This is a genomic window from Streptomyces incarnatus (assembly GCF_001027185.1).
Taxonomy (GTDB): Bacteria; Actinomycetota; Actinomycetes; order Streptomycetales; family Streptomycetaceae; genus Streptomyces; species Streptomyces puniciscabiei.
The window spans coordinates 4,031,298-4,051,495 of sequence record NZ_CP011497.1 but is presented as its reverse complement, the minus strand read 5'-3'; the positions used below and the strand labels follow the sequence as shown (position 1 = coordinate 4,051,495).

Genomic DNA, 20,198 nt, shown 5'->3' with positions numbered 1-20,198 from the left:
GCGCCCCGCCGGCCGCCTACCGTTTCGTACGTGACCCAGACGACGCACACGCAGACGACACCGCCGGGCCCGGCCGGCCGGCCGCGCAGCCCGGAGTTCCGGCTGGCCGCGGACGCCTGGCGAGGGCTGCGGCAGGACCTGTTCCAGGACGCCTTCGCCTACGATCCGCTGCCCCGCCTGAGCGCCGACGGCCCGGTCACCCGCCGGCTGTCCGGCGCGGTCTGGCTGCCGCACACGGTGGTGGCCGCCCTGGGCCTGATCGCGATGTCCCTCGCCGTGGCGGGCTCCTTCGAGTCCGGTCCGGCCACCCTGCTGTGCGGGCTGCTGGCGCTGGCACCGGTCCTGCTGACCCTGGCGCGTCCGGTGGGGGCGTTCTGGTTCTCGCTCGGCGCGAGCACGGCCACCGCCCTGATCGGCCAGGGCGACTTCAGCGACTGGCCCTGGCTGCCGGGCAGCTTCCTGTCCCACCTGGTCGTGCTCACGGTCGTCGCGCTGCGCACCCGCCCGCGCACCGCGGCCTCGATGTGGGTGATGACCGCGGTCTACGGCTTCGTCACCGGAGGCGTCTGGCACCGCTACGCCACCAACGTGACCCCGATGCTGCTCGTGTCGGCCCTGCTCCTGCTGGCCGTCACGGTCCGGCACATACGCCGGCAGGCCCAGCAGGAGGTGACCGCCCAGCAGACGGTCACCGAGCACGAACGCTCCCGCCGCACCCTCCTGGAGGAGCGCACGACGATCGCCCGTGAGCTGCACGACGTGGTCGCCCACCACATGTCGGTGGTCGCCATCCAGGCGGAGGCCGCGCCCTACCGGGTGGAGAACCCGCCGGAGGAGCTTCAGAAGGCGTTCGCCACCATCCGGGAGAACGCGGTGGCCGCCCTGACCGAGCTGCGCCGGGTCCTCGGGGTCGTGCGCGCGGAGGACTACGAGGCGCCGGACGCCCCCCAGCCGACCCTGGCCGATCTCGACGGGCTGCTCGCCAATGTGCGGGAGGCCGGCCTGGCGGTGGACAAGGCGGTGACCGGCGCGGTGCGCGAACTGCCGCAGGGCGTGGAGCTCTCGGCGTACCGGATCGTCCAGGAGGCCCTCAGCAACACCTTGCGGCACGCACCGGGGGCGAGCGCCCGCGTGGAGATCGGCTATGTGCTCGGCGGTCTGGGCCTGCGCATAGTCAACACCCCGCCGCCCGCGCCGCGTCTGACCAAGCCCTCCCCGGGCGCGGGGCACGGCATCACGGGCATGCGGGAGCGCGTGTCGATGCTGAACGGCGAGATGACGGCGGGCCCGGCGCAGGACGGGGGGTACGAGGTGACGGTGTTCCTGCCGGCGCCGACGGTGACCGAGAGCGAAGGGGACGCATGACCATCCGCGTACTCATCGCCGACGACCAGATGATGGTCCGCGAGGGCTTCTCCGTCCTGCTGAACGCGATGCCGGACATCGAGGTCGTCGGCGAGGCCGTCAACGGAAGGGAGGCGGTGGACCGGGTCCGTGAACTCGCCCCGGACGTCGTGCTGATGGACATCCGCATGCCGGAGCTGAACGGCATCGAGGCGACCCGGGAGATCGTGGCGGCGGACGCGGCGGCGAAGGTGCTGGTCCTGACGACCTTCGACCTGGACGAGTACGTGTACCAGGCGCTGCGCGCGGGAGCCTCCGGTTTCCTCCTGAAGGACGCCTCGGCCCGCCAACTGGCCGACGGAGTAAGGGTGGTTGCCGCGGGCGAGGCCCTCCTGGCCCCCTCGGTCACCAAACGCCTGCTCACGGAGTTCTCCCGCCTCTCGGATCCCCCGAGCCTGGTCCCGTCGGCCCACGCGGCCTACGGCGAACTCACCGAGCGCGAGACCGAGGTCCTGGTCCTGATCGCCCAGGGCCTGTCCAACGCGGAGATCGCCGAGCGGCTGGTGGTCGCGGAGTCGACGATCAAGACCCACGTCAGCCGAATCCTCGTCAAACTCGGGCTCAGGGACCGCACCCAGGCAGCGGTGTTCGCGTACGAGGCCCGCCTGGTGACACCCCGCTGACGCCGTTGGCGCACCATGGGCCATCGACGTTGAGGAGCGCACATGGATGTCGACATCCGACCACACGCCGGCGTAGGGCCGTTCCGGCTCGGCATGCCGTTCGACGAGGCGATGGGTATCGCCCAGACGCTGGGCCGCGTCAGCCATCGGCCCGGAGCCGAGCAGCCCCCGGGCAAGTACGTGGTGAACTTCGACGACTCCGCGTTTCAGTACGTCTTGTCGTTCCCCGAGGCCGCCACGCTCACCAGCGTCGAGCTGTGGCGCTTCCGTGACGAGGCGGCCGACATCAACGTCACGTTCGACAAGCTGGACGTCTTCCGCACTCCCAGCGAGGACTTGGTCGAGCGGCTCGAGGAGCGCGGTCACTCGGTCTCCTACGACGACGACCTCAGGATTTACGCCCTGCCCGAGCTGAAGACGTCCTTCGCCAGCAACAGTTCTTTCGAGTATCCCGTCGACGACGAAGGCGCTCCCCTCTACTTCGACTACGTCCTGGTCTCCACCGAGCTGGTTGCCTGACCATGGATCTCGTACTCGACCCACCGCACGGAGTCGCACCGCTGCGTCTGGGGATGACGCTCGACGAGGCGATCGCGGCGGTGTCCGGCTGGGGCGAGCCCAGGGTGTTCAGGCGCCGGAGTTCGGCGCGGGCCTCCTGGTCCCTGGACGGGGTCGGTGTGCAGGCCCTCCTGGAGAGCAGCCCCACGGTCACCGCGATCGAGCTGTGGTGGCCCGGCGAGGGCCGGATCTCCGGCACCCGGGTCCTGCTCGACGGGGACGACGTCTTCGGCACACCGGCGCGGGACCTCTTCCGCCGGGCCACCGCGCGGGGATGGAGGGTCGACCGGTCGCGGCCCGAGCAGCCCGTGCTCCCCGGTGTGTCCCTGGGGTTCACCCGGCAGACCGCCCAGGAGGTGCCCCGCGACGCCGACGGTCTGCCGTTGTGTGTGACGTCCGTGCTCGTCGGCGGGAAGGACTACTACGACTTCCGCTCCGCAGGCCTGGGCTGAGCACCCCTGGTCAGCGCACGGTCCGGCAGGTTAGCGTCCCGGCATGGCAGGCCCCACAGATCTCGGTTTCGACCCCTGGGACCCGGCGTTCCTCGTGGACCCGTACCCGGCCTACGCGGAGCTGCGCGCACGCGGCCGGGTGATCCGGTACGAGCCGACCGACCAGTGGCTGGTCCCGCACCACGCGGACGTCTCGGCGCTGCTCCGGGACCGCCGGCTGGGGCGGACGTACCAGCACCGCTTCTCGCACGAGGAGTTCGGCCGGACCCCGCCCATGCCGGAGCACGAGCCGTTCCACACCCTCAACGACCACGGCATGCTCGACCTGGAGCCGCCGGACCACACCCGGATCCGGCGCCTGGTGTCGAAGGCGTTCACGCCGCGCACGGTGGAGCGGCTGAAGCCGTATGTGCAGGGCCTTGCGGGCGACCTGGTCGCGGCGCTCGTCCGCAAGGGCGGCGGTGATCTGCTGGCCGAGGTGGCCGAGCCGTTGCCGGTCGCGGTGATCGCCGAGATGCTGGGCATCCCGGAGGCGGACCGGGGGCAGCTGCGCCCCTGGTCGGCGGCCATCTGCGGGATGTACGAGCTGAACCCGTCGGAGGAGACCGCCGCGCGGGCGGTGCGGGCGTCGGTGGAGTTCTCGGACTACCTGCGCGAGCTGATCGCGGCCCGCCGCAAGGAACCGGGCGAGGACCTCGTCTCCGGACTGATCGCGGCCCACGACGAGGACGACGACCGGCTGACCGAGCAGGAGATGATCTCCACGGCGGTCCTGCTGCTCAACGCGGGCCACGAGGCCACGGTGAACGCCACGGTGAACGGCTGGTGGGCCCTGTTCCGCAACCCCGGCCAGCTGGCCGCCCTGCGCGCCGACCACTCCCTGGTCCCGTCCGCGATCGAGGAGCTGATGCGCTACGACACCCCGCTCCAGCTCTTCGAACGCTGGGTGCTGGACGACATCGAGATCGACGGCACGACGATCCCGAGGGGTGCGGAGATCGCGATGCTCTTCGGTTCCGCCAACCATGACCCGGCCGTCTTCACCGACCCCGGGCGACTCGACCTGACCCGCCCCGACAACCCGCACATCTCCTTCAGCGCGGGCATCCACTACTGCATCGGCGCCCCGCTGGCCCGCATCGAGCTCGCGGCCTCCATGACGGCCCTCCTCCGGCAGGCCCCCACACTGACCTTGGCGGCGGAGCCGCGGCGCAAGCCGAACTTCGTGATCCGGGGGCTGGAGGGGCTGAGCGTCGAGGTGGGGTGATCATCCGTTCGGCTGATCGCAGCGGCGACCTGACCCGTACTCGCGGGCGGCTCGGCACACTGGCATCGAACTCGGCACCGAGAGGCTGAAGCAGTACGCCGACTGAGCCTCAGCCCGCCAGATCACGCCGCCGTACGCCCGCCAGGCCGCCGGCCACCAGCACCACGGCCAGCCCCAGCAGCACCCCCACCGGCCCCCACTCCATCCCCCCGCCCGGCAACTTCGGCAGATGCCCGAACGGGGACAGGTCCAGCACCACGCGCGGCGCGTTCAGTGCGGGCCCGATCCAGCCGATCAGCAGGGCCGCCCCGGCCACGCCCCACGCCGCGACCGCGCCCCGCGGCAGGACGCCGAACAGGAGGACGGCGACCCCGCCGATCACCCATACCGCGGCGACCTGGAGCAGGCACGCCCCCAGCACCGGGCCGATCTGCCGGCCGTAGCCGACGGCGAAGCCCAGGCCGGCCAGCAGCATCAGCAGGGCCGAGCCGCCGAAGGCGATCAGCAGATGGCCGGCCGCCCAGCGCAGCCGGCCCACGGCCGCGGCCAGCACCGGCTCGGCCCGGCCGGAGGTCTCCTCACCGCTCAGCCGCAGCACGGAGGAGACGATGTAGAGCGCGGCGACCAGACCGAGCATGCCGACCATCGCGGCGAGGAACGCGTCCGTCAGCCCCGACCGGCCGCCCATCCGCTGGAAGATCTCCCGTGCCCCGGCGTTGTCGCCGACGAGCCTGGCCGCGCCGTCCGTCATCCCGCCGTAGACGACTCCGGCGAGGAAGAAGCCGGCCGACCAGCCGAGCACGCTGCCGCGCTGCAACCGCCAGGCCAGCGCGCCCGCCGTGCCGAGGCGGCCGGACGCCGGTCCCGGCCGGGTCGGCAGGAAGCTCATGCCGAGGTCCCGCCGCCCGGCCAACGCGTAGGCGATCAGGGCCTGGAGGGCTACGGCGGCGGCGAACAGCGGCAGCACCCACCAGCGTTCGCCCGCGAAGGCGCGCACGTTCTCCAGCCAGCCCAGCGGGGACAGCCAGGTCAGCACCGACGAACCGTCGTCGCACGCGGAGTCGCCCGCCGCCCGCAGGACGAAGGCCGCGCCCAGCAGGGCCGCCGTCAGCCCCCGGGTCAGCCGGGCGCTCTCCGTCAGCTGGGCGACGATCGCCGCCATCGTGGCGAAGACCATGCCCGTGCCCGCCACCCCGAGCCCGAAGGCCAGGGCACCCGAGCCACCCTGTCCGGCGAGTCCCGCCACGATCAGCACGCACAGCGCCGCGTTCGCGACGGCCGCCGCCACCAGGGCCGCCGTGAGCGGTGCCCGGCGCCCCACCGTCCCGGAGGACAGCAGCTCCTGCCGCCCGCTCTCCTCCTCTTCCCGGGTGTGCCGTACGACGACGAGCAGGCTCATGGCGGCGGCGAGCGCGCCCGCGTACACCCCGACCCGCCAGGCCGTCAGCGCGCCCAGCGAGTCGCCGAAGACGGGGCCGACCATGGCGCGCAGGGAGGTGTTGGTCGCCATCTGGTGCATCAGCCCGGCGCGGGCGGCCGGGGTGCCGTACAGGGTGTTCAGGGTGTTCGGCATGGAGAGGACCATCAGCGCGTTCACCGCGACCCAGACGGGGATCAGCAGGCGGTCGCGGCGCAGGGCGAACCGCAACAGGGTGCCCGTGCCCTCCAGTTCACGCGTCATACCGCCACCTCGTCCGGCTCGTCCTGGTAGTGCCGCAGGAACAGCTCCTCCAGCGTCGGCGGCGTCGAGGTCAGCGAGCGCACCCCGGAGGCGGTCAACGAGCGCAGTACGGCGTCCAGTCGGTCGGTGTCCACCTGGAGCCGGACCCGGTGGCCCCGCACGTCGAGGTCGTGCACGCCCGGAAGGCGGGCCAACCCGTCGGGCGGACCGGCGAGTTCGGCGCTCACGCTGGTGCGGGTCAGATGCCGCAGGTCGGCCAGCGAGCCGCTCTCCACCGTGCGCCCCCTGCGGATGATGCTGACGCGGTCGCAGAGCTCCTCGACCTCGCTCAGGATGTGCGAGGAGAGCAGGACGGTACGGCCGCGCTCCCGTTCCTCCTCCACACAGCGCTGGAAGACCTCCTCCATCAGCGGGTCCAGGCCCGAGGTCGGCTCGTCCAGGATCAGCAGGTCCACGTCCGAGGCGAAGGCGGCGACCAGGGCGACCTTCTGCCGGTTGCCCTTGGAGTAGGTGCGGCCCTTCTTGGTGGGGTCCAGCTCGAAGCGGTCGATCAGCTCGGCGCGCCGCCGCCGGTCCAGTCCTCCGCGCAGGCGGCCGTAGAGGTCGATGACCTCGCCGCCGGTGAGGTTGCGCCACAGCGTCACGTCACCGGGCACGTAGGCGATCCTGCGGTGCACCCGCAGCGCGTCCCGCCACGGGTCGTGGCCCAGCACCTGCGCGGCGCCCGCGTCGGCGCGCAGCAGGCCGAGCAGCACCCGGATCGTGGTCGACTTGCCGGCGCCGTTCGGGCCGAGGAAGCCGTGCACCTCACCGGCCTCGACGTCCAGGTCGAGGCCGTCCAGCGCGTGCGTACGGCCGAAGGACTTGTGGAGTCCGGAGACCGTGATTGCCTTCGTCATGGCTCCGAACGTACGCTTCTTTCAGAAATTTGTGAAGTTACCGAAGCTCCCTAAGGATGGGTACGGTGGGACCCATGACGGATGAGGCGGGGCGAGACCCGGAGGCGGTCTCCAGGTTCGTGGAGCACTTCGCGGCACAGTTGGTCGAGGCGGGGGTACCACGCATGCCGGCCCGGGTCTTCGCGGCGCTGCTCGCCTCCGACGACGGCACCCTGACCTCCGCCGAGCTGGGCGAACAGCTCCGGATCAGCCCGGCGGCCGTCTCCGGCGCGGTCCGCTACCTCGCCCAGGTCCACCTGGTCTCCCGGGAACGCGAGCCGGGTTCGCGCCGGGAGCGGTACCGGGTGCACAGCGACCAGTGGTACGAGGCGCTCACCAACCGCGAGGCGATCATCAAGCGCTGGGAGGACGCCCTGCGGGAAGGGGTCTCCAGCCTCGGAGCCGGCACCCCCGCGGGACGCCGGCTCGCCGAGACGCTGGACTTCTTCGAGTTCGTGGAGAAGGACGTGGCCGAGATGATGGAACGCTGGCGGGTGTACCGGGAGCGGAAGTACGGACGGTAGGGCCGTGCCCTGAAGGGGCGCGGGGCTCTGTCGACGTGCGGCTCCGCCGCGTGGGCGCGACCAGCCACGACGACGCCGCAGCCGAACGACGACCGGACCCGGCGCCCCCGGCGGAGCGTCAGCGTTCCTTCGTCTCCTCCAGCACCGTCCGCCCCAGCAGCGCGTACCGCTCGGGTGCCCGGCGCTTCAGGTACTGCGCGTAGCCCACGCCCGTCGCCGCGACCAGCGCCACCAGCCACGGCGTCGCCTTCAGCAGCAGTGAGCCGGACTCCGCCCCCGCCGCCACCCCCATGTTGGACACCAGCAGGACGACCACGCCGAGCATCGCGATGCCGCCGACGAGCGGCGCGGTGAACGTCCGGAACCAGTGCCGGCTCTCGGGGTGGTTCCTGCGGAAGTAGACGAGGACCGCGAAGGAGCACACGGCCTGCACGACCAGGATCGCCATCGTGCCGAGGATGGCCAGCAGGACGTAGAGCGCGTTGTACGGGTCCTTGCCCGCGATCCAGAACGCCGCGATCAGTACGGCGCTCACCACCGTCTGCACCAGCCCGGCGATGTGCGGCGAGCCGTGCCGGGCGTGGGTCCGCCCGACGGTGTTCTTCAGCGAGGGCAGCACGCCCTCCCGCCCGAGGGCGTACAGATAGCGGGCGGCGCAGTTGTGGAAGGCCATGCCGCAGGCCAGCGAGCCGGTGATCATCAGCCACTGCATGACGTCGACGGCCCAGTGGCCGACGTACCGCTCGGTGGGGTTGAAGAACAGGGCGAGCGGGTTCGCGGAGGAGGCCGCCTTCACGGCTTCGGCCTCACCGTTGCCCGTGATGGCCATCCAGGACACGAAGACGTAGAAGACGCCGACGCCCAGGACGCTGATCATCGTGGCCTTGGGGATGATCTTCTTCGGGTCGCGGGACTCCTCGCCGTACATCGCGGTCGACTCGAAGCCGACCCAGGACCAGAAGGCGAAGAACAGCCCGAGCCCGGCGGACGTGCCTTTGAAGGCGTTGACCGGGTCGACCGGCGCGAGGCTGAACCCGTGCGGCCCGCCGCCGTGGAAGGCGACCGAGACCGCCATCGCCGCCAGCACGGTCACCTCGGTCGCCAGCAGCGCCACCAGCAGCTTCTCGGCGACGCTGATCCCGAACCAGGTGCCGGTCGCGTTGATCGCCAGCATCAGGATCGCGAAGGCCCACCAGGGCAGGTGGATGCCCGTCTGGTCCTTCAGCGTCGTCGTGGCGAAGGTGGAGAAGATGCCGATGAGGGCGGGCTCGAAGACGACGTACGCGAAGGTCGCGAGCAGCCCGGAGGCGAGGCCGGCGGTCCGTCCGAGGCCGTAGGAGATGAACCCGTAGAAGGCCCCGGTCGACGTGATGTGCTTCGCCATCGACGTGAAACCGACGGAAAAGATTGCCAGGACGACCATTGCCACGAGATAACTGGCGGGTGCGCCGATCCCGTTGCCGGCCGACACCATGAAGGGCACGTTGCCGGTCATCGCGGTGATCGGCGCGGCGGTGGCGACAGCCATGAAGACCACCCCGAGCAGCCCCACGGCGTTGGGTTTGAGCCGGTGAACCGCTTCCCCGTCCCCCGTGTCGGCCGCTGGGGCGACGCCCTCGTCTATTGCCATCGGGTGGCCCCCTCCGTGTCCGGTCCATGAGTCCTGGTGGGTCCTGACTCAGCAGGATGGTGGACGACACGGGGGCACGGGAAGGGGTCGGCGGGGTTAAATATTTGTCACCAGACCATTAGATGGGTTCTGCTGAGGTCTCCGTGGCGACACGCGTGCGGTCCGCTACTCTGAGCGACGATGACGAGCTTCGAGAAGCTGCACATCCCCGCCCCCCTTCGCCTGCACCCTCGACACCTCCGGCTTCGAGGCCCCGCCTCACGCTGAAGGCAGCACCAACCCCCAGGCCCTCTCCGCCACCCGCCAGGTCCGTCGCCGTACCGGGCCCGTCACCCCCGTGTCCGCCCGGTAGCGGAAGTCCGCGCCGATCACGGTCACCGTCCGGCCCGAGGCCCGTACCGGGGTCGCCTCCGCGCCCACCGACAGGGGCCGTACCTCCACCTCCGCGAGCCCGCCCGTGCCCGGTGTCACCGACACGGCCTCCACGGGCTGGCCCAGGTCCACCACCGTCTCCCCGTCGACCTCGACCCGGAGCCGGGAGGGGCCCGGGGCCGGTACGGCGGAGAGCCGGGGCGGGCGGGGGGCGAGGGTGCGGACCAGGGAGCGGTACCAGGGCCGGCCGGAGGAGGCCGCGGTCACCGGCTCGGCGACAGGCGCCCGCACCGCCGGCCCCGGCGGAATCCCCAGCCCGCTCAGCACGACCCCGTCGCTGTCGTCGACCAGCAGGTCCAGCCGCCGCTCGGCCCCGTCCAGCACCGCGCGCGCCGCCGCCACCGTGCCGCCGGGCACGCCCAGCGACTCGGCGAGCCGGGTGTCACCCACCGGGACCACCGACAGCGCGCATCCGGCCAGCTCGCGCGCCCGGTGCAGCACGGTCACGGCCCGTACCAGAGCGTGACCGTCGCCCACCACGACCGGCCGCCGCGCACCCCGTCGGCCCAGCGCGCGGGCGAATTCCTCCGGCCCGTCCGGGAGACACACCTTGGCCGCCGCACCCGCGCTGAGCACGTCTTTCGCGATCCGTACGGACTCTCCGTCCGTCTGCCGTGCCGCCGGATCGATGATCACCAGCAGCTGTTCGGACATCGCGAAGGTCGCCACCTCGGTCCTGCCTCGCTTCCTCGGGTAGCATCTTTGTGCAAGAGCCCCTTGCGCTATTGCGCCAGGGGCTTCGTCTATTCCGGGGCATCCGGTCCGACGGTTGTGCGACCAACGGCGGTCGCTGTGGCACGCGGCGGTGAACCTTACGCCCACGCCCCCGACCTTGGACATGCCCCGCCCGGAAGGGGTGTACGCGCGTGCCCGCACTTGTGCTGCTCGGTGCTCAGTGGGGTGACGAAGGCAAGGGAAAGGCGACCGACCTGCTCGGTGGCTCGGTGGACTATGTAGTGCGGTACCAGGGCGGCAACAACGCCGGCCACACGGTCGTCGTCGGCGACCAGAAGTACGCCCTCCACCTCCTCCCTTCCGGAATCCTGTCTCCCGGTTGTACTCCGGTCATCGGAAACGGCGTCGTCGTCGACCCGTCGGTCCTGCTCTCCGAGCTGAGCGGTCTGAACGAGCGCGGCGTCGACACGTCCAAGCTCCTGATCAGCGGTAACGCGCACATCATCACGCCGTACAACGTGACCGTCGACAAGGTCACGGAGCGCTTCCTCGGCAAGCGGAAGATCGGCACGACGGGGCGCGGCATCGGCCCGACCTACGCCGACAAGATCAACCGCGTCGGCATCCGGGTCCAGGACCTGTACGACGAGTCGATCCTGACCCAGAAGGTCGAGGCGGCCCTCGACGTCAAGAACCAGATCCTCACCAAGCTGTACAACCGGCGCGCGATCGCCGTGAACCAGGTGGTCGAGGAGCTGCTGGGCTACGCCGAGCAGATCGAGCAGTACGTCGCCGACACCGTCCTGGTCCTCAACCAGGCCCTGGAGAACGACAAGGTCGTCCTGTTCGAGGGCGGCCAGGGCACGCTGCTCGACATCGACCACGGCACGTACCCCTTCGTGACCTCCTCGAACCCGACCGCCGGCGGTGCCTGCACCGGCGCCGGCGTGGGCCCCACGAAGATCAGCCGGGTCATCGGCATCCTCAAGGCCTACACCACCCGTGTCGGCGCCGGTCCCTTCCCGACCGAGCTGTTCGACGAGGACGGCGAGGCGCTGCGCCGGATCGGCGGCGAGCGGGGTGTGACGACGGGCCGCGACCGCCGCTGCGGCTGGTTCGACGCCGTCATCGCCCGGTACGCCACCCGCGTCAACGGCCTGACCGACTTCTTCCTCACCAAGCTCGACGTCCTCACCGGCTGGGAGCAGATCCCGGTCTGCGTGGCCTACGAGATCGACGGCAAGCGGGTCGAGGAGCTGCCGTACTCGCAGACCGACTTCCACCACGCGAAGCCGGTCTACGAGATGCTCCCGGGCTGGTCGGAGGACATCAGCAAGGCCAAGTCCTTCTCCGACCTCCCCAAGAACGCCCAGAACTACGTCAAGGCGCTGGAGGAGATGTCCGGCGCCCCGATCTCCGCGATCGGCGTGGGCCCGGGCCGGGACGAGACGATCGAGATCAACTCGTTCCTGTAGAGGATCCATGGCCATGGGTTCCGGTGGACAATCGAGGTATGAGCGTCCACCGGGACCTGCGGTGCCGGGGGCCCTACGGCGGTGAAGGCGCCGAGGCCGAGGGCACGGACTGCCTGGACCCCGCGGTCTTCGAGGTCGCCCGGCACCGGTTGCCCCCGCTGCACGTCTGCCCGGTGCATCTGGGCCCCTCACTGCTGATGGCGAGCGGGGTGCTGTGGCCGCCGGAGATCAGGCTCATCGGCCGTATCTGACATCGGCTGTTTCCCCAGTGTTCGCACCGGGCGCGTGCTGACCCATCCTTGACCTGGACATGGTCATTCCCTGGTTTTCCGGCAATCGTGGGCGCGAGCAGCATCTACGCGGGTAGCCTCCGCACTGCACCCGCCGCTGCTCGCCCCCCGTTCCAGCCACACCAGGAGCCCTGAATGCCCCTCAGTCCCATGAACCGCCGGGAGTTCGTGAAGAAGTCGGCCGTCACCGGGGCGGCGGTCGCCGCAGCCGGGACCGTCGGCACCGGCACCGCCCAGGCGGCCGAGCAGAAGCCGGACTGCCACCCGCGCACCTGGTCGTTCTCCATCCTCGGCACGACCGACCTGCACAGCCACGTCTTCGACTGGGACTACTACAAGGACGCCGCCTACACCGACAAGGCGGGCAACTCCGTGGGCGTGGCGCGCGTGGCCACCCTCATCAAGCAGCAGCGCGAGGCCAAGGGCGAGGACCACGTCCTCCTCGTCGACGCCGGCGACATCATCCAGGGCACCTCCCTGGCCTACTACTTCGCGCGCGTCGACCCGATCACGGGCACCGACGGCAAGAAGGGCCCCAGGCACCCGATGGCCGTGGCCATGAACCACATGCGCTACGACGCCGCCGCCCTCGGCAACCACGAGTTCAACTACGGCATCGACACCCTGCGCAAGTTCGAGAGCCAGTGCCACTTCCCGCTGCTCGGCGCCAACGCCCTCGACGCCAAGACCCTGCGCCCGGCCTTCCAGCCGTACACCGTCAAGCGCATCCGTGTGCCGGGCGCCCCGGACATCAAGGTCGGCATCCTCGGCCTGACCAACCCCGGTATCGCGCTGTGGGACAAGGACAACGTCAGCGGGAAGATGGTGTTCCCGGGCCTGGTGGAGCAGGCGAAGAAGTACGTGCCGCGCCTGCGCGCCCTGGGCTGTGACGTCGTCTTCCTGACGGACCACTCGGGCCTGGACGGCTCGTCGTCGTACGGCGACGCACTCCCGTACGTGGAGAACGCGTCGAACCTGGTCGCCGAGCAGGTCCCGGGGATCGACGCGATCCTGGTGGGCCACACGCACGTCGAGGTCCCGTCCTACACGGTGAAGAACGCGGAGACCGGCGAGGAGGTCCTGCTCTCCGAGCCGTACTGCTGGGGCTACCGCCTGAGCGTCTTCGACTTCGAGCTCGAACTCCACCACGGCCAGTGGAAGGTGACGAGCAAGACGGCGCAGACGCTCAACCCCAAGGACGTGGACGAGGACCCGGAGATCAAGAGGCTCCTGGAGGCCGACCACGAGCTGGTGGTCAAGTACGTCAACACGGCGGTCGGCACGTGTACCGCGGACCTCTCGGCGGCGGACTCCTGCTGGAAGGACGTCCCGATCATGGACTTCATCCACAAGGTCCAGATGGAGAGCGTGAAGGCGGGCCTGTCCACGGCCGACGCCGCCCTCCCCCTGATCTCGGTCGCCGCCCCCTTCTCCCGCACGGCCGACATCCCCCAGGGCAACGTCACCATCAAGGACATCGCCGGCCTCTACATCTACGACAACACCCTGTACGGCAAGAAGCTGACGGGCGCCCAGCTCAAGGACTACCTGGAGTACGCGGCGAAGTACTACCACCAGGTCCCGGCGGGCACGAAGGTCGACACGGCGACGCTGACCAACGCCAACAACTTCTGGGACTACATGTACGACACGGCGGCGGGCGTCGACTACGAGATCGACATCGCGCAGCCGGAGGGGTCGAGGATCAAGAACCTCAGCCACAACGGCGCCGCGATCGCCGACGACCAGGTCTTCGTGGTCGCGGTCAACAACTACCGGGCGAACGGCGGTTCGGGCTACCCGCACATCGCCTCGGCCCCGATCGCGTACAGCTCGACAAACGAGATCCGGCAGCTGATGATCGACTACGTGACCGCGAAGAAGACCCTCGACCCGGCCGACTTCGCCGTCACCAACTGGAAGCTGACGCAGGCGGGCACGCCCGTCTTCTGAGCGGGCCGTTCGCCGGGCGGGCGAGAACGGGAACAGGGGGAGTCGTGAGCACAGCGGTGGACGACGGCAAGAAGGTGGTCCAGGGCTTCTTCGAGGCGGTCAGCGAGGGCCGGCTCGAGGATCTGCCGCAGTACATGGCGGCGGACGTCGTGGACCACAACAAGATCATCCACGGTGAGGCGGACGAGCCGGGGGCGGCGTTCGAGGGGCTGCGCCAGCAGTCGGAGGCCCTCGCACCGCTCACCGTCCGGGTGGACGAGCTGATCGGCGAGGGCGACCGGGTGGTGGCCCGCGTGACCCAGCGGGGCGTCCACAGCGGGGCGCATCCGCGCATGCCGGAGCCGACCGTCCGGTCCTTCGAGATCGAGGCGGTCTGGATCTTCACGCTGCGGGCGGGAAAGATCGCGGAGATCCGCGCGGTGAGCGACCGCCTCGGCCTGTTCGCACAGCTGGGCTGGCCGCTGCCGCAGGGCTGAACCGGTCGCGTCAGGGGGTGGAGCGGGTGGCGCCGAAGTAGGTCTCGTGCGCCCACACGTGGTGGCACGCGGGGCACTGCAGGTGCAGCAGGCTGCCGGTGTGGGAGAGCAGGTAGCGCCACCCGCTCCGGTCGTCGCAGCGCGGGCAGTCCACCCCCCAGGCGCGCCGCGCCCGGTCCGCCTGCGGATCAAGCGGCAGCATCGCCGGGCCCCGGCGGGAGCACACCGGCCGCCACCAGCTCGTCGTAGATGCGCTGCTGCTCCGCGTCGAGGCCGGAGTACAGCAGCGCACGGGCCTCCTCCTCGCCACGGAGCGCGGCCTCGGGATCCCAGCCGTCTCCGAGGGCGGCCATGACGTGGGTGCGCCGGAGCATCTCGTGCGAGCTCAGGTCGACGCTGAAGTCGAAGGTGGGGCCGTGGGGGGACATGCCACCGAACGTAGGCAGGGCATTTCCCCCACGGCAAGAACAGGTGGGTGAAATCACACCGAGCCGAGGCGGCGCTCAGCTGAACACGATCATCGAGCCCTGGGCCAGTGAGCGCGTCGCCGCCGCGTGCAGGCCGAGCCACACGTGCCGTTCCCGGGCGAAGGGGCTGGGGTCGTACGGGGCCGGGACGGCCGGTTCCTCCAGTTCCGTGGGGGCCGTGGGCGGGGCCGGGGCGGCCGGGGGGTTGGCCGGGTCGATGCCGATCGAACCGGCGACGTACTCCAGCTCGCGCAGCAGCGCCTGGGAGGAGCCCAAGGGGCCGCCGCCCGCCAGGAGTTCGTCGTTCGACAGGGGGTTCGGGAAGTCCACCGGGACGTACGCGCCCGCGTGGTCGTAGTGCCAGACCAGGTGGGACTGCTGGGCCGTGGACTCGAACATCTCCAGCAACTGCTCGTAGTCGCCGCCGAGTTCGTCGACCGGGGTCACCGGCAGGCCGCAGACCTGGAGCAGGTACGCGCGGCGCAGGAAGTGCAGGGCGTCGTAGTCGAAGCCGGCCACCGGGGCGACCTCGCCGGACAGGCCCGGCATGTACTGGTACACGGGCACCGGGGGGAGGCCGGCCGCCGCCAGTGCGTTGTTGTACTGCGCGAGTTCCTCGGCGAACGGGTTGTCCGGGGTGTGGCACAACACGTCCACGAGCGGTACCAGCCACAGATCACAGGCCAAAGAGAGCTCCTCATCAGGTGGTCCGGGAAGAGTACTGGTCATCTACCCGTTGGTCAGGTGTTCCAGCAGCCGGAGCGAGTGGGCGTTGGAGGCGGCGACGATGCCGCGCGCGGTGTCGGCCTCGCGGCGGGACAGCGCGTCGACCAGGTCCGTGTGCCCGGCCCACAGACGGCCGCGCAGGTCGGGCAGGCGGAGCAGGTGCTGCACCGCGCAGACCCAGGACTGCACGCGCAGGCGGTTGAGGAAGTCGCCGAGGTAGGGGTTGCCGAAGAGCGCGCTGAGCTCGCGCCAGAAGCGCAGGTCGTAGCCGATGAGGATGGTCAGGTCGCCGGCCGCGGCGGCCCGCGCGGCCTCCTCGCCGCGGCGCCGCACCGTGGTCAGCGCGGCCGTCGTACGCGGGTCCTCGGGCGGGGTGCGGAAGGCGGGGTGGCCGGTGCTGAGGGCCTGGAACATGCCGTCGGTGACCAGGCTGCGCGCCTCGATCATGTTCCGGTAGTCGGTGAGCGAGTACTCCGGCACCCGGAAGCCGCGGTGCTGGTCGGCCTCCAGGATGCCCTGCGCGGACAGGTCGACCAGCGCCTCGCGGACGGGGGTGGCGGAGACGCCGTACTGGTCGGCGATCTCCTTGACCGTGAACGCCCGGCCCGGCCGCAGCCGCCCCGCGAGCACCTCGTCACGGAGCGCGTCCGCGATCTGCTGGCGCAGGGTGCTGCGTGTCACGGCGCCGTTGCCGGGCATGGTCGGGGCCTCTCGTCGCGTGTCCGGTGACGTACTCGTACGGACTGGCTACTCGCTGTCGCCGTCGGCGTCTACGCGGGTATCCACCTGTACGAGCACGCCACCTTACGCGTTCGGATCGCCCCGGCGGCAGCCGTCGTACCGCTACACCGTGTGCTCGTCGGCCACGCTCAGCGCGGCGTCGAGGGCGGCGAGGCCCTCCTTGAGCTCGGCCTCCGTGACATTGCACGGCGGGACCACATGGGTGCGGTTCATGTTCACGAACGGCCAGACGCCGTGCTGCTTGGCGGCGGCCGCGAACGCGGCCATCGGGGCGTTCGCCTCACCGGCCGCGTTGTACGGCACCAGCGGCTCGCGGGTCTCGCGGTTCTTCACCAGGTCCAGCGCCCAGAACATGCCGACGCCGCGCACCTCGCCGACGCTCGGGTGGCGCTCGGCCAGGTCGGCGAGGGCGGGGGCGAGGACGGTCTCGCCGAGCCGCCGCGCGTTCTCCACCACGCCCTCCTCCGCCATCACGTTGATCGTGGCGACGGCGGCGGCGCAGGCCAGCGGGTGCCCGGAGTACGTCAGACCGCCGGGGTAGGGGCGCTTGCCGAAGGTCGCGGCGATCTCCGGTGAGATCGCGACACCGCCGAGCGGCACGTAACCCGAGTTCACCCCCTTGGCGAAGGTCATCAGGTCGGGTACGACACCGAAGAGGTCGGCGGCGAACCACTCACCCGTGCGCCCGAAGCCGGCCATGACCTCGTCCAGGATGAAGACGATGCCGTGGCGGTCGCATATCTCGCGGACCCCGGCCAGGTAGCCGGGCGGCGGCACCATGATCCCGGCCGTGCCGGGGATGGTCTCCAGGATGATCGCGGCGACGTTCCCCGGTCCCTCGAAGGCGATCGTCGTCTCCAGGTGCTCCAGGGCGCGCGCGGTCTCCTGCTCCTCGTTCTCGGCGTAGAAGCGGGAGCGGTAGAGGAAGGGCGCCCAGAAGTGGACGACTCCCTGCGTGCCGCTGTCGCTCGCCCAGCGGCGCGGATCACCGGTGATGTTGACCGCCTGCTGGGTGCCGCCGTGGTACGAGCGGTAGGCCGAGAGCACCTTGGGGCGGCCCGTGTGCAGCCGGGCCATGCGCACCGCGTGCTCGACGGCGTCGGCGCCGCCGTTGGTGAAGAAGATCTTGTCCAGGTTGCCGGGGGTGCGCTCGGCGATCAGCCGGGCCGCCTCCGAGCGCGCCTCGATCGCGAAGGCGGGCGCGAAGGTCGTCATCCGCGCCGCCTGCTCCTGGATGGCCGCGACGACCTTGGGGTGCTGGTAGCCGATGTTCGTGTACACCAGCCCGCTGGTGAAGTCCAGGTACCGCTTGCCGTCGTAGTCCCAGAAGTACGACCCCTCGGCGCCGGCGACGGCGAGCGGGTCGATGAGGTCCTGCGCGGACCAGGAGTGGAAGACGTGCGCGCGGTCCGCGGCCTTGACTGCGGCGCCGGCGTCGGGGTTGGGCTGAGGGGTCATGCGGGTGAGGGTAAATGTCCGCGATGCGGAAGCGACATCGGCGTCCTGTTCCGTGGACGAGGGGTTTCTGCGACAGGTTGTCGACACCCCCAGCAGTCGTGGACGAGCTGGGTATGCCTGTTACGGAACCGTAGGCGGCGGGCCGAGCGACTCCTTCCGGGGCCGGACTATTCTCGGTCTGTTGCACAGGTATGCGATGTGTGTCCGGGGGCGTGTGTCCAGGGGGAGGGGCGGGGCGGCCATGGAGAAGCTGGCGGCGGGGGATCCGCAGCGCATCGGGGGCTACCGGCTGCTGGCGCGGCTGGGTGCGGGCGGCATGGGGCACGTGTATCTGGCCCGGTCTGACCGGGGCCGTACCGTCGCCGTGAAACTGGTCCGCGAGGAGCTCGCCGAGCAGGAGGAGTTCCGGGCGCGGTTCCGGCAGGAGGTGCAGGCCGCGCGGCGGGTCGGCGGGTACTGGACCGCGCCCGTGCTGGACGCGGACACCGAGGCGCCGGTGCCCTGGGTCGCCACCGGGTACGTGGCCGGGCCCAGCCTGCAGCAGGTGGTCGGCCATGACCACGGGGCGCTGCCCGAGCGGTCGGTACGGATCCTGGCGGCGGGGCTCGCGCACGCGCTGAAGGACATCCACGCGGCGGGGATCGTGCACCGGGATCTGAAGCCGTCGAACGTGCTCGTCACCATCGACGGTCCCCGAGTCATCGACTTCGGGATCGCGCGGGCGCTGGAGACGACCTCGCTGGGCGGGGAGGGGCTGACCCGGACCGGGTCGCTGGTCGGGTCGCCGGGGTTCATGGCGCCCGAGCAGGTGCGGGGGGACCGGATCACGCCGGCGTGCGACGTCTTCTGCCTCGGGTCGGTGCTGGCGTACGCGGCGACGGGGGCGCTGCCGTTCGGGACCGCCAACAGCGGGGTGCACGCGCTGATGTTCCGGATCGCTCAGGAGGAGCCGGATCTGTCGGGGGTGCCGGAGGGGATCGCCGACCTGGTGCGGGAGTGCTTGCGCAAGGAGCCGGGGAGCCGGCCCTCGCTGGACGCGATTCTGGAGCGGACGGGGGCGGAGGACACGGTGGCCGGGGGGCGGTCCCGGGATCCCTGGCTGCCGGGGGCGCTGGTGGCACAACTCGGGCGGCATGCCGTGCAGTTGCTGGAGGTGGAGGATCCGGAGGGGGACGGGTCTGTTTCGGGCTCGGGTGCGGGTGCGTCGTCGGGTGCGGGTGCGTCGGGGGGCACCCGGCCTTCGGCCGGGTCCGGGTTCCCACCCGCACCACCCGTGCAGGAATCGTCGTCGGGTGCGGGTGGCCCTGGTGGGGCGGATTCGCCGTCGGCGGGTGCGGGTGGTGGCGGGGGCGCCGCGCCAGTCGTGGGTGCCGGTGGTGCCCTTGGCGGTGCCGCGCCAGTCGTGGGTGCCGGTGGTGTCCTTGGCGGTGGCGTGCCCGGTGCTGGTGCCGGCGGTGGTGGCGGTGTTGTGGCGGGTGAGCATGGGGCCGTTGCCGATGAGGGGAGCGGGCCGGGGGCCGGGGGTGGGGTGAATCATCTGCCGACCGTTGTCGCGGGGCAGACTCCGCCGCCGGGGCCGCCGCCGGCGCCGCCGGGGTTCGCAGGCGGGCCGGGGGCGTACGGGTATGCGCAGCAGCATCCGCAGCCTCAGCCGTACGCGCAGTCGGGCGGGGCCTACGGCTATCCGCAGCAGGGCGGTGCCGGGGCGTGGGGCGGGGCCCAGCAGCCGTACCTCCCCTATGGCGGCGGGATCGGGTCCACGCCGCCGTACGGGCCGCCGCCCGTCGGTGGGACGCGGGAGCCGGAGGGGCGCAACGGGCGGTCGACCGCGCTGCTCGTCGTGATCGCGCTGGTGGTGGCGCTGGGCGCGGGCGGCTCGGTGTACGCGTTGATGAGGAACGGCGGCGGGGGTGACGACAAGGGCGGCGGGACCGTCAGCCCGGCGTCCACCGTCAGCGGCTCCGGCACCTCGGGCGCGCCCAGCACGGCGGGGCCGACGCCGTCCGGCTCCGACTCCGCGTCCGCATCGTCGGACGGGACGATTCCGGCCGGCTACCTGGGGACCTGGGAGACGACCATCGACAACGCCAACGGGACCAACACCCGCCAACTGACCATCCGGCAGGGCGAGGTGGGGCAGAGTGTGCTGACGCTGGTCGCGGACGGGCCGACGGACGGCGGTGGCACGTACCACTGTGTCTTCGACGCCAAGCTCGCCGAACAGCCCGGCACCGGCGGGCCGTTGGAGATCGGGCCGTCCACCGTCACCAGCGGCGATCCCGCCTCCTCCTGCACCCCGGGCGAGGCCACCGAGGTCACCCTCCTGCCGGACGGCCGGCTGAAGCGGGCGAAGGTGGGCGGCGGGGAGAGCCTGACGTACACCAAACAGTAGGCCCGGCGACCACCGGTCAGCACCGCCGCCGACGAG

The 20,198-nt window shown here is 71.3% G+C and carries 20 protein-coding genes; 11 read left to right on the top strand and 9 right to left on the bottom strand.

The genetic code is table 11. The features are described from left to right. Positions 1-30 precede the first annotated feature (30 nt). Genes ABB07_RS18110 through ABB07_RS18090 form a run of 5 tightly spaced genes read left to right on the top strand, consistent with a single transcriptional unit; the run spans position 31 to position 4,304 of the window. On the top strand, positions 31-1,365 hold the full coding sequence (locus ABB07_RS18110) for a sensor histidine kinase (RefSeq protein WP_208899678.1): 1,335 nt from the start codon (positions 31-33) through the stop codon (positions 1,363-1,365). Further along, a complete protein-coding gene (locus ABB07_RS18105; protein WP_208899677.1) occupies positions 1,362-2,027 on the top strand; it encodes a response regulator in 666 nt (221 codons plus the stop codon). Before ABB07_RS18110 ends, ABB07_RS18105 begins: the two co-directional genes overlap by 4 nt. Before the next feature lie 42 nt (positions 2,028-2,069). Continuing rightward, positions 2,070-2,546 (top strand): hypothetical protein, encoded by a 477-nt coding sequence (locus ABB07_RS18100; RefSeq protein WP_208899676.1) that lies wholly within the window; start codon positions 2,070-2,072, stop codon positions 2,544-2,546. A 2-nt stretch (positions 2,547-2,548) separates the two neighbouring features. Then, positions 2,549-3,037, top strand: coding sequence for a hypothetical protein (locus ABB07_RS18095; protein WP_208899675.1), 489 nt, complete (start codon positions 2,549-2,551; stop codon positions 3,035-3,037). Positions 3,038-3,080: 43 nt separating this feature from the next. Continuing rightward, positions 3,081-4,304 (top strand): cytochrome P450, encoded by a 1,224-nt coding sequence (locus ABB07_RS18090; RefSeq protein ID WP_208899674.1) that lies wholly within the window; start codon positions 3,081-3,083, stop codon positions 4,302-4,304. Positions 4,305-4,413: 109 nt separating this feature from the next. Here ABB07_RS18090 and ABB07_RS18085 read toward each other — a convergent pair whose 3' ends face one another. Both ABB07_RS18085 and ABB07_RS18080 read right to left on the bottom strand, forming a co-directional pair. Then, complete coding sequence (locus ABB07_RS18085) at positions 4,414-5,985, bottom strand: ABC transporter permease (protein WP_208899673.1); 1,572 nt, start codon at positions 5,983-5,985, stop codon at positions 4,414-4,416. Next, entirely contained in the window at positions 5,982-6,884 is a 903-nt protein-coding gene (locus tag ABB07_RS18080; protein ID WP_208899672.1) for an ABC transporter ATP-binding protein, read from the bottom strand. The genes ABB07_RS18085 and ABB07_RS18080 overlap by 4 nt, the downstream gene beginning before the upstream one ends. A gap of 74 nt (positions 6,885-6,958) precedes the next feature. Between ABB07_RS18080 and ABB07_RS18075 the strand changes: the two genes are divergently transcribed. After that, on the top strand, positions 6,959-7,447 hold the full coding sequence (locus ABB07_RS18075) for a GbsR/MarR family transcriptional regulator (protein WP_208899671.1): 489 nt from the start codon (positions 6,959-6,961) through the stop codon (positions 7,445-7,447). A 118-nt stretch (positions 7,448-7,565) separates the two neighbouring features. On the opposite strand, the gene ABB07_RS18070 is transcribed toward ABB07_RS18075, so the two are convergent. Both ABB07_RS18070 and ABB07_RS18065 read right to left on the bottom strand, forming a co-directional pair. After that, a complete protein-coding gene (locus ABB07_RS18070; RefSeq protein WP_208899670.1) occupies positions 7,566-9,077 on the bottom strand; it encodes an APC family permease in 1,512 nt (503 codons plus the stop codon). A 258-nt stretch (positions 9,078-9,335) separates the two neighbouring features. Then, entirely contained in the window at positions 9,336-10,163 is an 828-nt protein-coding gene (locus ABB07_RS18065) for a diacylglycerol kinase family protein (protein ID WP_208899669.1), read from the bottom strand. A 212-nt stretch (positions 10,164-10,375) separates the two neighbouring features. Between ABB07_RS18065 and ABB07_RS18060 the strand changes: the two genes are divergently transcribed. The 4 genes from ABB07_RS18060 (at position 10,376) to ABB07_RS18045 (ending at position 14,378) form a co-directional block, all read left to right on the top strand. Next, a complete protein-coding gene (locus ABB07_RS18060; protein WP_208899668.1) occupies positions 10,376-11,659 on the top strand; it encodes an adenylosuccinate synthase in 1,284 nt (427 codons plus the stop codon). 38 nt (positions 11,660-11,697) lie between these two features. Further along, positions 11,698-11,910: a hypothetical protein gene (locus ABB07_RS18055; RefSeq protein ID WP_208899667.1), complete on the top strand. Its 213-nt coding sequence runs from the start codon at positions 11,698-11,700 to the stop codon at positions 11,908-11,910. Between the two features lie 174 nt (positions 11,911-12,084). Further along, positions 12,085-13,902: a bifunctional metallophosphatase/5'-nucleotidase gene (locus ABB07_RS18050; RefSeq protein ID WP_208899666.1), complete on the top strand. Its 1,818-nt coding sequence runs from the start codon at positions 12,085-12,087 to the stop codon at positions 13,900-13,902. Between the two features lie 44 nt (positions 13,903-13,946). Further along, a complete protein-coding gene (locus ABB07_RS18045; RefSeq protein ID WP_208899665.1) occupies positions 13,947-14,378 on the top strand; it encodes an ester cyclase in 432 nt (143 codons plus the stop codon). A 10-nt stretch (positions 14,379-14,388) separates the two neighbouring features. Here ABB07_RS18045 and ABB07_RS18040 read toward each other — a convergent pair whose 3' ends face one another. From ABB07_RS18040 to ABB07_RS18020, 5 genes are all read right to left on the bottom strand, one after another. After that, complete coding sequence (locus ABB07_RS18040; RefSeq protein ID WP_208899664.1) at positions 14,389-14,580, bottom strand: hypothetical protein; 192 nt, start codon at positions 14,578-14,580, stop codon at positions 14,389-14,391. Beyond that, entirely contained in the window at positions 14,567-14,806 is a 240-nt protein-coding gene (locus tag ABB07_RS18035; protein ID WP_208899663.1) for a DUF6400 family protein, read from the bottom strand. The genes ABB07_RS18040 and ABB07_RS18035 overlap by 14 nt, the downstream gene beginning before the upstream one ends. A 75-nt stretch (positions 14,807-14,881) precedes the next feature. After that, complete coding sequence (locus ABB07_RS18030; protein WP_208899662.1) at positions 14,882-15,532, bottom strand: hypothetical protein; 651 nt, start codon at positions 15,530-15,532, stop codon at positions 14,882-14,884. 42 nt (positions 15,533-15,574) lie between these two features. Next, positions 15,575-16,270, bottom strand: a complete 696-nt coding sequence (locus ABB07_RS18025) for a GntR family transcriptional regulator (RefSeq protein ID WP_208899661.1) — start codon at positions 16,268-16,270, stop codon at positions 15,575-15,577. Positions 16,271-16,414: 144 nt separating this feature from the next. After that, positions 16,415-17,770: an aspartate aminotransferase family protein gene (locus tag ABB07_RS18020; RefSeq protein WP_208899660.1), complete on the bottom strand. Its 1,356-nt coding sequence runs from the start codon at positions 17,768-17,770 to the stop codon at positions 16,415-16,417. A gap of 241 nt (positions 17,771-18,011) precedes the next feature. Between ABB07_RS18020 and ABB07_RS18015 the strand changes: the two genes are divergently transcribed. Next, on the top strand, positions 18,012-20,162 hold the full coding sequence (locus ABB07_RS18015; RefSeq protein ID WP_208899659.1) for a serine/threonine-protein kinase: 2,151 nt from the start codon (positions 18,012-18,014) through the stop codon (positions 20,160-20,162). Positions 20,163-20,198 lie beyond the last annotated feature (36 nt).

Excerpts from the sequence above, each read along its gene's own strand:
- ABB07_RS18020 (WP_208899660.1), bottom strand. The coding sequence starts at position 17,770 with ATGACCCCTCAGCCCAACCCCGACGCCGGCGCCGCAGTCAAGGCCGCG.
- ABB07_RS18080 (WP_208899672.1), bottom strand. The coding sequence starts at position 6,884 with ATGACGAAGGCAATCACGGTCTCCGGACTCCACAAGTCCTTCGGCCGT.
- ABB07_RS18015 (WP_208899659.1), top strand. The coding sequence starts at position 18,012 with ATGGAGAAGCTGGCGGCGGGGGATCCGCAGCGCATCGGGGGCTACCGG.
- ABB07_RS18105 (WP_208899677.1), top strand. The coding sequence starts at position 1,362 with ATGACCATCCGCGTACTCATCGCCGACGACCAGATGATGGTCCGCGAG.
- ABB07_RS18070 (WP_208899670.1), bottom strand. The coding sequence starts at position 9,077 with ATGGCAATAGACGAGGGCGTCGCCCCAGCGGCCGACACGGGGGACGGG.
- ABB07_RS18065 (WP_208899669.1), bottom strand. The coding sequence starts at position 10,163 with ATGTCCGAACAGCTGCTGGTGATCATCGATCCGGCGGCACGGCAGACG.
- ABB07_RS18100 (WP_208899676.1), top strand. The coding sequence starts at position 2,070 with ATGGATGTCGACATCCGACCACACGCCGGCGTAGGGCCGTTCCGGCTC.
- ABB07_RS18025 (WP_208899661.1), bottom strand. The coding sequence starts at position 16,270 with ATGCCCGGCAACGGCGCCGTGACACGCAGCACCCTGCGCCAGCAGATC.
- ABB07_RS18085 (WP_208899673.1), bottom strand. The coding sequence starts at position 5,985 with ATGACGCGTGAACTGGAGGGCACGGGCACCCTGTTGCGGTTCGCCCTG.
- ABB07_RS18095 (WP_208899675.1), top strand. The coding sequence starts at position 2,549 with ATGGATCTCGTACTCGACCCACCGCACGGAGTCGCACCGCTGCGTCTG.
- ABB07_RS18075 (WP_208899671.1), top strand. The coding sequence starts at position 6,959 with ATGACGGATGAGGCGGGGCGAGACCCGGAGGCGGTCTCCAGGTTCGTG.
- ABB07_RS18040 (WP_208899664.1), bottom strand. The coding sequence starts at position 14,580 with ATGCTGCCGCTTGATCCGCAGGCGGACCGGGCGCGGCGCGCCTGGGGG.
- ABB07_RS18090 (WP_208899674.1), top strand. The coding sequence starts at position 3,081 with ATGGCAGGCCCCACAGATCTCGGTTTCGACCCCTGGGACCCGGCGTTC.
- ABB07_RS18055 (WP_208899667.1), top strand. The coding sequence starts at position 11,698 with ATGAGCGTCCACCGGGACCTGCGGTGCCGGGGGCCCTACGGCGGTGAA.
- ABB07_RS18035 (WP_208899663.1), bottom strand. The coding sequence starts at position 14,806 with ATGTCCCCCCACGGCCCCACCTTCGACTTCAGCGTCGACCTGAGCTCG.
- ABB07_RS18050 (WP_208899666.1), top strand. The coding sequence starts at position 12,085 with ATGCCCCTCAGTCCCATGAACCGCCGGGAGTTCGTGAAGAAGTCGGCC.